The following is a 12,529-nucleotide window of genomic DNA, read 5'->3' on the forward strand; positions in this document are numbered from 1 at the left end:
CACGACTTTCAGGACAGCCCCTTTTTTAGTCTCAATCAAAATAATGTTAGACCAAGCGACTGACCATCTCGAAACCCGTTAAATTTCAGGGATAATCTCACCATTGGAAAGAACACTTGCTGTCTCTTTTTATTTAAAAAAAGTCAATCATGTAATTCTTTTTAAAAAAACCGATATATGTCCTAGAGGGAGGAGATTATCATCGTCAAACAGAGAGGCAGTAAACTGAAAAAAGAAAGTCTTTTTATTAAATTAATGGTCGTTATCGTATTTATTACAGTTCTGACTGGATCAATCGTTGGAATTAGCGCTTACCAAATGGCAAAAAAAGAGTTGGTCAATTCAGGTAAGCAGGATTTAAAACATTTGGCTGATACGTCGACTGCTGTTTTGAATGTGTTAAATGCTAAAGTAGAGAAAAAGGAAATCACTCTTGAAGAAGCAAAAGCAGAAGCGCGGGAGATTTTGAGCGGTCCAAAACTGTCAGGTGATCAAGGGTACGATTTCCAAAAGTCGAAGTTTTTATATAAAGACAAAGGATATATTGTGGCATACCAATCAGACTACTCTACACAGGTCCATCCAAAAAATCAGATCGGACAAGTTCCATCTTCTACTGAAAACCGGCAAAAAATGGTCACTGCTGCTAAGGCATCCACAGCAGAAGAACATTTTGTCTCATATCCTGATCAAGACGATGAAACCGGCGAAGCTAAGGATAAAATGGCATATATGACTCATTTTGAACCTTGGGACTGGAGTGTGGGGATTGCCGTTTTTGAAGACGAGTTTTATAAAGGTTTAGAGTATGTGAAAGTATTTATAACCGTTACTGTCTCCGTTATCACTGTGTTGAGTCTAGTGTTATTTTATTTCTTAATTAGAAAGAAAGTAAAATTGCTGAGTGATGTAACAGCAGCTGCTTTAAAGATTTCTGAAGGGCATCTTGAAGAAACAAACTTACCGGAATCAAAAGATGAAGTCGGGCTATTGGGTGCGGCATTTAATAAAATGTCTTTTCAATTGAGAGGACTGATGCAAGGCTTGCAAAGTACAAGCATCCGATTGCTTGATTCTGCATCAGATTTGTCTGCTATCTCAGAAGAAACTTCAGCAAGCAGTGAAGAAATCGGCAAAGCCATTTCAGAAATTTCTGCTGGAACGGTTACACAGGCAAGTGATTTAGAAGGAACAAATGAACGTCTCGTATCATTTACAAAGTCTGTTGATAAGATGAATACACAAAGCGATTTTATTGAACAAATGGCTGATGATACCGAAACAGCTGCACGAGAAGGACAAAACATTGTTCAGAAACTCAAATCTTCTAATGAAGAATCATTGAAGGCATCGGGGCAAATCCGTAAGGGAATTACGAGTTTGAATGATAAAGTGCAGGATATTTCACAAATTACAGAAACGATTGAAAATATATCAAATGAGACGAATCTGCTAGCATTGAACGCAAGTATTGAAGCGGCAAGAGCTGGAGCGCACGGCAGCGGTTTTGCAGTCGTTGCTAGTGAAGTACGCAAACTTGCTGAACAATCAAAAATAGCTGTGAGTCAAATTCAAAACATGATTAATGGGATCAAACAAGAAACAGAAAACACAGTTTCTTTAATGTCAGAAACAATGGAACATACAAGTGAGTTGGATGATGCCGTCAAATTGACAGAACAAGAATTTAAAAAAATTGCAGTATCAATTGAGAAAACGATGACAGAAATCAGAGCTCTTAATAAAGAACTTCAAAATGTCAAAGGGCAAAATGATCAAATTACTGAATCAGTTCAAAGTGCTGCCGGCGTTTCACAGGAGACAGCTGCAGCAGTAGAAGAAATTACAGCTTCAGTGGATGAACAGGTATTAGCAATTACAAATGTGGCTCAAGCTGCAGAAGCCTTGACTGAACTTAGCAATCACTTGAACCAAGAAATTGAGAAATACAAACTTTAATCCAAAAGCATCAGCATTTTGCTGGTGCTTTTTGAAATGGTCAGGAGAACGGCCTTGCTCAAATCAAATACCCGAAAAGGGACAGCTCTGCTTTCAAAATTGTACTAGTCAAAGGAATGAACGGGAATCTTGTCACTATGAACAACTGACCCCTGCTGAGAAATTTAAGTGTCATCAGCTTGTCAAAGATAACAGTTTAAAGAGGTACCTAACAGGAAATTCTAATTTGTTGTACAGCAACCTTTGAAGTTGTCGTGTTTAATATATCGCAAAATGTGGAAAAGTAACAACAAAAAGGAGGGACTCTAAATGGACCAGCAGCAATTGAAACAAAAAGTGTTTGATATTCTTGATCATCATAAAGTTGGCTCGCTTGCAACAGTTGAAGGAGGTAAGCCACATTCACGCTTCATGACATTTTTCCATGATGGACTGACACTTTATACACCGACAAGCGATGAAACACATAAAGCGGAAGAGATTGATCATAATCCAAATGTCCATGTCCTATTAGGCTATAATGGTGATGGTTTCGGTGATGCCTATCTTGAAATTGAAGGGACGGCAACATTAAATCATTCGGAAGCATTAAAGGATCGAATTTGGAATGATCAGCTTAATCGCTGGTTTGATGGAAAAGATGACCCAAACTTATCTGTACTTGAAATCCATCCTTCACAAATCAAGTTAATGAATGAAGGAGAAATTACACCGGTGACACTTGATTTGTCATAGCCGGAAAAATGTAGTATGATAATAAGATGTGAAGAGCAAATGTATAAGTAAACTTCTTTTTTCTTTCTTAGAAGATGCTTATCTCTTCCTCTGACCCGCCCCTATAGGGATAGAAGGGAAAAAGACTTTTTGTTTCACAATTCGCACTGGCGCGGCTTCGGAGCCGTAAGGACGATTGAGAGGTAGGGCTTTCGTTGTCTTGTTTTCAGAAATTCCATGGTGTTTACTTTTATTCGGAACAATGTTTAAAAAATCCGGATTTTTAGCGGATTTTACGATAATATAAACATATTTGCTCAACCAAAAAACCGTTTTGGCATCTGTCAAAGCGGTTTTTTTAAATCCAGAAACATTTTTCTTTGCCCATCAGTCTAATGTTTAGATTGGAGGGGCGAATCATGGAGATTATCACAGGAAAAGTGCTTTTGGTTTTTTGCTTTTTATTACTGATTCACTCGATTGAAACTTTAGCCTATGCGGCAAGGCTTTCCGGTGCTAAAGTCGGATTTATTGCATCAGCCCTATCTTTATTCAATGTGATGGTGATTGTCTCGAGAATGTCTAATATGGTTCAACAGCCAGTGACAGGAAAACTTGTCGATGTGGCAGGAGTGGAGGCACTTTCCCTTATTGGGAAACAGTTTCGCTTTTTAATCTTTGGGTCAACAGTTGGAACCATTTTTGGTATGTTGCTCTTGCCAACATTTGTGGCTGTTTTTTCACGGGCGATTGTTCATTTGGCGGGAGAAAACGGCTCGGTTTTTCAAATGTTTCGAAAAGGGTTGTCAAAGAACAGTTTAAAATATCTTAAGAGTTATGTGAAAAAGCCTAAATTTCAATATGTAAAAGGTTTTCAATTTCGTCTCATTCCAAAACGGCTGTTTGTTTTAAATATGATGATCACATCAATTTATACGATCGGTGTCCTTGCTGCTCTGTATGCAGGTGTGCTTATTCCAGAAAGGCAGACGACTGCAGTCATGGCATCAGGGCTTGTCAATGGGATAGCGACAATGCTTTTGGTGCTGTTTGTTGATCCGAAGGTTTCTGTGTTAGCTGATGATGTGGCAAAAGGGAAACGAAACTATATTGATTTGAAATGGGCTTCAATTACAATGGTTGCATCAAGGGTAGCCGGCACTGTTTTTGCACAAGTTTTGTTTATCCCCGCCGCTTACTATATTGCCTGGATGACAAAATGGATATAGCTATAATAAACGGAGCTGTCTAAAAAGTCCTTTTTCAACATAAATCAGGGGGAATAATTGCGAGACTCCTGCGGAAACAGCTCCGAGGAGGCTTGCGGATCGCCCGCGGAAAGCGAGCAAATTCCCCAATTTTTATTCATCCACACGACTTTCAGGACAGCCCCATGACTTAATAATGATAAGTTTTTAACCTTCTATCATAAAGAAAATTTCCAAATGGAACAAAAGCGACGATAAGCCCTGTAGCAGGCCATTTCAGCGACCACCTTAACACAAGTGTCACATAGAAAAGAACAAGCAAATAGATAATGAACAACCCGCCGTGAACTGCACCGACAATCGTAACAGCCAGCGGATAGTCCGCAAAATATTTAAGTGGCATGGCAACAAACAGCAGAACAAGAAGTGACATCCCTTCAATAAAGCCCATTAATCGAAGGCGGCCAATGGGTGTTTGCAGCAATAAAATACCTCCTGTCGTTTATATTCTATCTTTATACTATAAACGATTTACGCATCTGCCGGAAGCTTCATTAATGCACCAAAATATTGCTGGGCGGTTGTAAAGCAAATAAATGCTGTTAACTCAACAATTTCTTCTTCAGAAAATAACTCTTTTAAAACAGCAAACTGCCTGTCTGATATGTGATCTCTCTGCGCCAAAAAGACCTCTGCAAAGCCCATGGCCAGGCTTGTTTTTTCATGATTAGAAGCTTCAGGTTTCCCTTTTGCTTTGCAATATTCACAGCCGTTTCCTTGAGCCAGCACTCTGCGTACTTGTTCCTTCAATTCTTTTGCGAGAAACCCGTCATTTGACAGTTCCTCTGCCAAAGCAGTCCAACTTGATAGCAGGTTCTCAGAATATCCTAGTAATTGTTGGAATGGGGTATCTCCTTTATCTGTTAGATTGATTCTTGTCATTTGTGATCACCTCCCCATTATCATATCTAATCGAATTGATTATATAAATTTCAATTGTAAAGAATTCTGTTAAAATATTAAATAAATAATACGGAATTGAAGGGGTTTATATAACAAATGAAATTAGATGACCTTGATTTGAAAATCATAACGGAATTGAAAAAAGACAGCCGTTTGTCGATGAGAGAACTGGGCCGAAAAATTAATCTGTCTGCACCGTCTGTAACCGAACGAGTTAGACGGCTCGAATCGTTTGGTGTCATCAAACAATATACATTGAATATTGATTACTCGAAAGTGGGTCTTCCCATCTCATGTATCATTGAAGCAACAGTGAAAAATGGCGAATATGAAAGATTTAAAACTTATATTAAACGACTCTCCAATATCGAATTTTGCTACCGGATCGCAGGGGCGGCATGTTACATGCTGAAAATCAATGCGGAAAACCTGGCCCAGATTGAAGTGTTCATCAATGAAACGTCAGCTTATGCCCACACTGTAACACATGTGATTTTTTCTGAAATTGAATGATTTGTATCTGTTATAATAAAAGGATGCTTGAACTAGGTATAACAAAGGGGTAATCATCCCGTTTAAGGATAAAAAATATTGGTAGGTAAGGTGAATAAATAATGGCAATGAATGATGTTACGGTGTGTAAAATATTTACGTTTGATAGTTCGCATCAGCTACTTCACCATAAAGGAAAATGTGCGAATGTTCATGGACATACTTATAAACTTGAAGTGCGTTTAAAAGGACAAACGAATAAGGAACCATTATCATCTGATGAAGGGTTTGTCATTGATTTTGCAGATATGAAAAGCGTCATTAAAAAAGAGTTACTTGCTGATTTAGATCATGCTTTTTTAGCTCAAGGAAATGAGCCAATCGTTAAGCAACTACTTGACTCAGGTTCAAAAGTTTATGAATTGGGGTTTAGAACCACTGTTGAGAATTTAGCGATCTTTATTTGTTGGAAGTTAAAAGAATTGAAATTACCTGTTTATTCTGTAAGGCTATGGGAAACACCAACAGGTTGGGCTGAGGTCCTGGCACATGAAATACCTGAGGAAGGACCGGCTTTTTTCTAATTGATGCTTGGTGTGTACATTAGAGTTGCATCTTCTCCATCTGTTATAATAAAAGGATGCATGAACAAGAAAGTGATGTGAGAGACTTGGCAAAAACAGTTGTTTTAGCTGAAAAACCTTCAGTTGGCCGGGATTTAGCCCGTGTTCTGAAGTGTCATAAAAAAGGAAATGGCTATCTTGAAGGAGACCGCTACATTGTGACGTGGGCGCTCGGTCATTTAGTCACGTTGGCTGATCCTGAAGGCTACGGAAAAGAATTTCAATCATGGCGGCTAGAAGATTTGCCGATCATTCCTGAACCTTTAAAATTGGTTGTCATCAAAAAAACAGGAAAACAGTTTCAAGCTGTCAAATCACAGCTCATCAGAAAAGATGTCAAAGATATTGTGATTGCGACAGATGCCGGACGTGAAGGTGAGCTTGTCGCCCGCTGGATTATTGAAAAGGCGAAAGTCAACAAACCATTGAAACGGCTATGGATTTCATCTGTTACAGATAAGGCGATCAAAGACGGTTTTAAAAACTTAAAGAACGGTAAGGAGTTTGAAAACTTATATGATTCTGCTGTCGCAAGAGCTGAAGCGGATTGGATTGTCGGGATTAATGCAACAAGGGCACTGACAACAAAATTCAATGCCCAACTTTCCTGTGGACGCGTGCAAACACCGACTTTGGCGATGATCGCCAAAAGAGAGGAAGATATTAAAAACTTTAAACCGGTTCCTTACTTTGGTTTGCGCGCTGCTGTTGATGGTATGACCTTAACTTGGCAGGATAAAAAAACGCAGCAAACCCGGACATTTAATGAATCTGTTACCTCTCAGCTCGTTAAAGCGCTGCAAGGCAAACCGGCGACGATTGCCGATTTGAAAAAAACAGCAAAAAAAAGTTTTGCACCTGGTCTTTATGATTTAACCGAGCTGCAAAGAGATGCTCATAAACGCTTTGGCTTCTCGGCAAAAGAAACGCTGTCCGTTTTGCAAAAACTTTATGAGCAGCATAAGCTAGTCACTTATCCGCGGACAGACTCGCGCTTTCTCTCAAGCGATATTGTTCCGACATTAAAAGATCGTTTGGAAGGGATGCAAGTTAAACCGTTTGCCCAGCATGTTACGCGGATTTTAAAGCGCGGCATTAAAGCTAGTAAAAGCTTTGTCAATGATGCGAAAGTTTCTGATCACCATGCTATTATTCCAACTGAGGAACCGCTGGTGCTCGGTGCTTTAAGTGAGAAAGAAAGAAAGCTTTACGAATTGATTGCCAAGCGTTTTCTTGCTGTTCTGATGCCGCCATGTGAATATGAAGAAACAAAAGTGGTTGCCCAAATCGGTGGAGAAACATTTATGGCAAAAGGAAAAGTCGTTCAATCTCAAGGATGGAAAGCTGTATATGATCATACTGAAGAAGATGATGACGAAGAAGACAAAGATCAAACTCTTCCAAAGCTCACCAAAGGTGATACACTTGCCGTTCACTCATTAACAGAGACAAAGGGAGAAACAAAACCGCCCGCCCGTTTTAATGAAGGAACACTGTTGTCGGCAATGGAAAACCCATCTGCATTTATGCAAGGTGAAGAAAAAAATCTTGTCAAAACACTTGGTGAAACAGGCGGTCTGGGAACGGTTGCCACCCGTGCAGATATAATAGAGAAACTTTTCAACACGTTCTTGATCGAGAAAAAAGGAAAAGATATTTTTATGACGTCAAAAGGAAAACAACTGCTTGAACTCGTTCCCGTCGATCTAAAATCACCGGCACTGACCGCTGAATGGGAACAAAAACTGTCAGGTATTGCAAAAGGGAAACTGAAGTCGTCGTTTTTCATTAAAGAAATGAAAAACTATACAAAGGAAACGATTAAAGAAATCAAAAGTAGTCAGCAAAAATTCAAGCATGACAACCTCACAGGCACACACTGCCCTGATTGCGGAAAACTAATGCTAAAAGTCAACGGTAAACGCGGGACAATGCTCGTCTGCCAAGACAGAGAATGCGGCCACCGAAAAGCGATTGCCAAACAAACAAATGCCCGCTGTCCGAACTGTCACAAACGTATGGAGCTGCGCGGTCATGGAGAAGGTCAAACTTTCGCATGTGTCTGCGGGCATCGAGAAAAACTTTCGGTATTTGAAAAACGCAGAGCAAAAGACAAACATTCAAAAGCAACAAAACGTGATGTTTCCTCTTACATGAAAAAGCAAAACAAAGATGAGCCTATTAACAATGCGCTTGCTGAACAGTTGAAGAAGTTGAAGTTTGATTAAACAAAAATGACCTGTCGAAAACGACAGGTCATTTTTGTGGAGAGAACCAAGAAAAAACTGTTATAATGTAACCAAAGGTTAATAACCATTGGTTATAAGGAGAGATAACAAATGACAAATGGAATGCAAGCTAAAGAAAGAATTTTAAAAGCTGCCCAGGATTTGTTTTACAAGAAAGGTTATGAACAAGTTACTGTAAGAGAAATTGCTAGGAAAGCAAACTGTTCCCACACTAGTATTTATGTATATTTTTATGACAAACGAAAACTATTAGAAGAACTAGCAAAGGAGCCTCTAGAATTATTGATCAAAGAAATGAATTCAACTTTAAAAAACAGCTCCTATTCATCAAAAAAACAACTCCTGAGAATTTCCAAAATATTTGTTCACTTTGGACTAAGTTATCGTAATTTATATCAGGCTTTTATGAATTTTGAAGCTACTAGAGTTGACATTCCAACGACTAAATGGGAATTGAATGAGACGAGATTAGTGCTATTTGACATCTTGAAAACAGCTGTTTCTAAAAATTTTCTGAATTGGAGTGATGAGAAAGTAACTGAATTTAGTCGAACCATTTACTATATGCTTCATGGAATGATTTTGACCTATATAGATGTAGATGAACGTATGATTCAAATTGAAAAAAGAGTTTTTCCTATTATTGAACAATCTATAAATTATTTAATGATGGGGGCGATGGTTGATGAAAATTCTCAAGGTATCTCCTAACATTTTTAAAATAGAGACTTGGTTTTTTTTGAAGATAAGTGCATGGATTGTGAAAGCTTCTGATGGAGTATACATGATTGATACAGGAATGCCATTTATGGGAAGGAGGATCTTTGAAGAGGCTGAAAAATTAGGAAATTTAAAAGCAATTCTTTTAACACATGGGCACTCAGATCACGTAGGCGGGTTAAAGAAAATTCTCAAATTGAGAAATATTCCTGTTTATGCTCATCAATCTGATATTCAATATATGGAAGGTAAAGAACCATTTCCCGGGAGGAGAAAAGAGGAATATCTTGTTCAACCGGGGATTGTCCAGCCACTTGAAATGATGACTGATGGGTCATTAAAAGATATACATGAGCTTACCCCTATTCATACACCTGGACATTCTCCAGGACATGTCGTTTACTATCATAAAGAAGATCATGTTTTAATTAGTGGTGATTTGTTCACATCAAAAAATGGGCAACTGAAAAAACCAATTGCCAGATATACTGCAGATATGGCGAAGGCTATAAAAAGCGGAGGAATTGTAAAAGAATTGAAGCCTGCTATTGTGAGCATTTGTCATGGCGGTGATATCATTGATCCCCACAAACAAATAGACCAATATTTAGAACACTTAAATGATATTGTTTAGAAAATCATTTTAAGTAAAGGGAAAATGGAGCTGTCTAAAAAGTCCTTTATCAACATGATTCAGGGGGAATTGCGAGACTCCTGCGGGAACAGCGAGCCAGGCGAGACCCCGCCGGAGCAAGGAACGAGCTCCGAGAAGGCTCGCGGATCGCCCGCGGAAAGCGAGCAAATTCCCCAATTTTTATTCAGCCACACGACTTTCAGGACAGCCCCGTTTTTTGCTCAATGAAGGTAACAAACAGATGAGCCTTGGACAATCTTATTTCACTTATTTTGCAAAAAAAATATTTTTGTGAAGATATTGACAATTATAATAAAAATAGGATAATATTTTACGGTAATATATGGTGGAAAGAAGGTGGAACAAAATTGAATAACAGTGTGTGGCAAAGAAATTTTACCTTTCTTTTTTATTCTAAATTGGTGAAAATAATTGCAGATAACTTTGCCTTTCATTCTATCCTTTGGTTTTTAATTTTTGATGGTAAAGGGGCTATTGGTACAGCTTTATTAATAGCAGTCACTTTTCTTCCACAGGCAATTTTAGGCCCAATCATTACCCCGTTTATGAACTCGGATTCTCTAAAAATCTGGATGTTTTTTTCTGATTTAACGAGAGCGATTCTCTTGCTGATCATTCCAATCTGCTATTTTAGCGGCTTTTCTCCATTATGGTTTATCATCTTTATGATGTTAATGCATTCAGCGACAGGCGCTTCTTATAAACCTGCCTCTGTTTCTTTAATTCCGAAAATTGTGAAAAACGATCTTATTCAAAAAGCAAATGCTATTATACAATCGTCTGAACATATTGTTAGGCTTGCAGCAGTTACACTTAGCGGGATGGTGATTGTTGTAATCGGTGCAGCGCAAACCATGTTAATGACTCTTCCGTTGTATATCATTTCTGGCTGTCTAGTTCTTTTCATTAAATATAAAGAGAAAAATGGTAGTGGTGAAAAAGATAAATTACGCTCAAAAAATACATATATAAAAAGATTAAAAAAAGGCTTTGTTCTTGTACGGCATCATCATATTTTATCTCCATTAGCTGTTTATTGTGTTTTTTCAAATTTGGCGTCAGCTCCTTGGGAAGCACTTTCAGCCATTTACATAGCAGAAGTGGTGAATGGAGGACCAGTTATTCATTCATTATTAAGAGTGACTACAGCTGGAGGTGCCTTTTTGGTAGGATTTGTGTTAGCAAAAATAAGGGTAAACCGCTTTGGATTATTGTTTATCACTGCTGGGATAATAGAGGGGATTGCTTATTTTATTACCGGAATCAATTCTCTACTGCCATTAGTGTTTTTAGCTGCGTTCGCACTAGGAGCTACAATTAGTGCCATTAATGTACCTGAGCATACCATTATTCAAATGTCAGTAGAAGATGAAGATCAACCACAAGTATCGGCAATTATTAGTACGATTTCTTTTATTATGATTCCATTAGGTGCTATCTTAGCAGGGTATGCAGCAACGATTTTCGGTGTTGGAAAAGTAATTGCTGTAGGTGGGGGAATTGAAATCATTGCTGGTATTGGAATGCTCATATTTACGAAGCTTGGAAAAGCTCAGCGCTCAGATTTAATAAAAGAAAAAGTGGAAAGGTTAGAAGTGTGAGAGTGCAAATTATCATAACACAATTATTGTAAATTAATGATTTATTTTGTAGAATGAGACGTGGTGCAGTTAATGGTTAGAAAATTCAAATATTAACATGAGAGGATGATCATTAGTTGGAAAAAACAAAAATAGCAACTGGAAAAGTTGCGAAGATATTGAATCAATGGTATGGAATGATTAAACGACACCAAAAGGCAGAGGCTGCTGCCTTGAAAGAAGAGATTCCTAGTTTATTACAACATATGGATGAAGATCAAGACTTGTTGATCTATTACAATCTGTTGGATTTTCGCTATAAAGTTTTGAACGAAGAATTTGAAGAAACAGATAAAGTGTTTCAAGGTATTAAGAAAATTGGGGAAGAAAACACCAATAACATGATTGTCTATTACTCTCTGTTTTTCTCGGGCGTATATGAATTTTACAAAAAAAATTATGTTGAAGCGATCCATTTTTATCAGCTTGCAGAAGTTAAACTTCGTAATATCCCTGATCAAATCGAACATGCAGAATTTCATTATAAACTATCACAGGCATATTATCAGATTGATCAACACCTTATTTCGATGAGTCATGTTTTAAAAGCAAGAAGTATTTTTCAAGAAAGTAAAGCATATAAACTGAGAACGATTCAATGCGAAATGGTTCTTGGAGCCAATATGTATGATATGTACAGATTTAGTTTGGCAGAGGATCATTACCATAAAGCTTTAAATGAAGCCATGAGTGGAAATTTTAAAAAGCAGGTTGGAATGATATATCATAATCTGGGGTTGATATATGATAGACAAAAGATCAAAGGGTTGGCTGAAGAATACTTTAAAAAGGCAATTCATATTACCGAACACATAGAATCAACAGATGGGGTTAGAAGTCTATATATGATGGCAAGCATTTTATACAGGGAAAATCGAACAACCGAAGCGAAAATTTGGTATGACCGAGGCATCAAACATGCCAATTTATCTGGTGAAGAGGAGTACAAAGCAAAATTAAAAGTCATTCACGCTTTATATGTTGATCACAATGATTCTGCAATAAGAGAATCTTTGCAATATCTTGAACAAAAAAATCTATGGCCAGATACGTCAGAACTGAATGAACAAATTGCGGAATATTATTTTAAAAAAGGGAATTTATCCAAATCTGTGGAATATTTTAAAAGAGCATTAAAAGCCAAAAACCAAATCATGAAAGTAACGGAGGTGATAGTATGAGAAAACTAAGAATAATCGGAATCTTAAGTGTTTTCACCATCACACTTACTTTTGGGACTTTAGATAAAGCAATCATTGACAAACAACCGGAATTTCAAATAGCTGAAAAAGCCATTGTCTGAAAC

General features: G+C 37.7%; 13 protein-coding genes. 11 read left to right on the forward strand and 2 right to left on the reverse strand.

The window, feature by feature from the left end; genetic code table 11:
• Window positions 1–255 precede the first annotated feature (255 nt).
• From HOO54_RS04715 to HOO54_RS04725, 3 genes are all read left to right on the forward strand, one after another.
• Window positions 256–1,959: a methyl-accepting chemotaxis protein gene (locus HOO54_RS04715; RefSeq protein WP_172293030.1), complete on the forward strand. Its 1,704-nt coding sequence runs from the start codon at window positions 256–258 to the stop codon at window positions 1,957–1,959.
• A 309-nt stretch (window positions 1,960–2,268) separates the two neighbouring features.
• A complete protein-coding gene (locus HOO54_RS04720; RefSeq protein ID WP_172293032.1) occupies window positions 2,269–2,694 on the forward strand; it encodes a pyridoxamine 5'-phosphate oxidase family protein in 426 nt (141 codons plus the stop codon).
• A 398-nt stretch (window positions 2,695–3,092) separates the two neighbouring features.
• A complete protein-coding gene (locus HOO54_RS04725) occupies window positions 3,093–3,902 on the forward strand; it encodes a lipid II flippase Amj (RefSeq protein WP_172293034.1) in 810 nt (269 codons plus the stop codon).
• Between the two features lie 169 nt (window positions 3,903–4,071).
• On the opposite strand, the gene HOO54_RS04730 is transcribed toward HOO54_RS04725, so the two are convergent.
• On the reverse strand, window positions 4,072–4,365 hold the full coding sequence (locus tag HOO54_RS04730; RefSeq protein WP_172293036.1) for a DUF3817 domain-containing protein: 294 nt from the start codon (window positions 4,363–4,365) through the stop codon (window positions 4,072–4,074).
• A gap of 47 nt (window positions 4,366–4,412) precedes the next feature.
• Window positions 4,413–4,823 (reverse strand): carboxymuconolactone decarboxylase family protein, encoded by a 411-nt coding sequence (locus HOO54_RS04735; RefSeq protein WP_172293038.1) that lies wholly within the window; start codon window positions 4,821–4,823, stop codon window positions 4,413–4,415.
• Window positions 4,824–4,940: 117 nt separating this feature from the next.
• Here HOO54_RS04735 and lrpC point away from each other — a divergent pair, with 117 nt between their 5' ends.
• From lrpC to HOO54_RS24670, 8 genes are all read left to right on the forward strand, one after another.
• Window positions 4,941–5,357, forward strand: coding sequence for a transcriptional regulator LrpC (gene lrpC / locus HOO54_RS04740; protein ID WP_172293040.1), 417 nt, complete (start codon window positions 4,941–4,943; stop codon window positions 5,355–5,357).
• A 101-nt stretch (window positions 5,358–5,458) separates the two neighbouring features.
• Entirely contained in the window at window positions 5,459–5,920 is a 462-nt protein-coding gene (locus HOO54_RS04745) for a 6-pyruvoyl trahydropterin synthase family protein (protein WP_172293042.1), read from the forward strand.
• 86 nt (window positions 5,921–6,006) lie between these two features.
• Window positions 6,007–8,187, forward strand: coding sequence for a DNA topoisomerase III (locus HOO54_RS04750; RefSeq protein WP_172299354.1), 2,181 nt, complete (start codon window positions 6,007–6,009; stop codon window positions 8,185–8,187).
• A gap of 111 nt (window positions 8,188–8,298) precedes the next feature.
• Window positions 8,299–8,919 carry a TetR/AcrR family transcriptional regulator gene (locus tag HOO54_RS04755; RefSeq protein WP_172293044.1) on the forward strand — a complete coding sequence of 207 codons (621 nt, stop codon included), beginning with the start codon at window positions 8,299–8,301 and terminating at the stop codon, window positions 8,917–8,919.
• Window positions 8,894–9,562, forward strand: a complete 669-nt coding sequence (locus HOO54_RS04760) for an MBL fold metallo-hydrolase (protein ID WP_172293046.1) — start codon at window positions 8,894–8,896, stop codon at window positions 9,560–9,562. Before HOO54_RS04755 ends, HOO54_RS04760 begins: the two co-directional genes overlap by 26 nt.
• Before the next feature lie 368 nt (window positions 9,563–9,930).
• Window positions 9,931–11,184 carry an MFS transporter gene (locus tag HOO54_RS04765; RefSeq protein WP_172293048.1) on the forward strand — a complete coding sequence of 418 codons (1,254 nt, stop codon included), beginning with the start codon at window positions 9,931–9,933 and terminating at the stop codon, window positions 11,182–11,184.
• Window positions 11,185–11,300: 116 nt separating this feature from the next.
• Window positions 11,301–12,404 (forward strand): RapH N-terminal domain-containing protein, encoded by a 1,104-nt coding sequence (locus tag HOO54_RS04770; protein WP_172293050.1) that lies wholly within the window; start codon window positions 11,301–11,303, stop codon window positions 12,402–12,404.
• Window positions 12,401–12,526 (forward strand): hypothetical protein, encoded by a 126-nt coding sequence (locus HOO54_RS24670; RefSeq protein WP_301539272.1) that lies wholly within the window; start codon window positions 12,401–12,403, stop codon window positions 12,524–12,526. Before HOO54_RS04770 ends, HOO54_RS24670 begins: the two co-directional genes overlap by 4 nt.
• Window positions 12,527–12,529: the final 3 nt, after the last annotated feature.

The sequence above is a fragment of the Bacillus sp. WMMC1349 genome, from assembly GCF_013155385.1.
Lineage (GTDB): Bacteria > Bacillota > Bacilli > Bacillales > Bacillaceae > Bacillus.

Bases quoted from the DNA above. Each gene is read 5' to 3' on its own strand.
- HOO54_RS04725 (WP_172293034.1), top strand. From the start codon at position 3,093: ATGGAGATTATCACAGGAAAAGTGCTTTTGGTTTTTTGCTTTTTATTA.
- HOO54_RS04760 (WP_172293046.1), top strand. From the start codon at position 8,894: ATGAAAATTCTCAAGGTATCTCCTAACATTTTTAAAATAGAGACTTGG.
- HOO54_RS04735 (WP_172293038.1), bottom strand. From the start codon at position 4,823: ATGACAAGAATCAATCTAACAGATAAAGGAGATACCCCATTCCAACAA.
- HOO54_RS04720 (WP_172293032.1), top strand. From the start codon at position 2,269: ATGGACCAGCAGCAATTGAAACAAAAAGTGTTTGATATTCTTGATCAT.
- HOO54_RS24670 (WP_301539272.1), top strand. From the start codon at position 12,401: ATGAGAAAACTAAGAATAATCGGAATCTTAAGTGTTTTCACCATCACA.
- HOO54_RS04755 (WP_172293044.1), top strand. From the start codon at position 8,299: ATGACAAATGGAATGCAAGCTAAAGAAAGAATTTTAAAAGCTGCCCAG.
- lrpC (WP_172293040.1), top strand. From the start codon at position 4,941: ATGAAATTAGATGACCTTGATTTGAAAATCATAACGGAATTGAAAAAA.
- HOO54_RS04745 (WP_172293042.1), top strand. From the start codon at position 5,459: ATGGCAATGAATGATGTTACGGTGTGTAAAATATTTACGTTTGATAGT.
- HOO54_RS04715 (WP_172293030.1), top strand. From the start codon at position 256: ATGGTCGTTATCGTATTTATTACAGTTCTGACTGGATCAATCGTTGGA.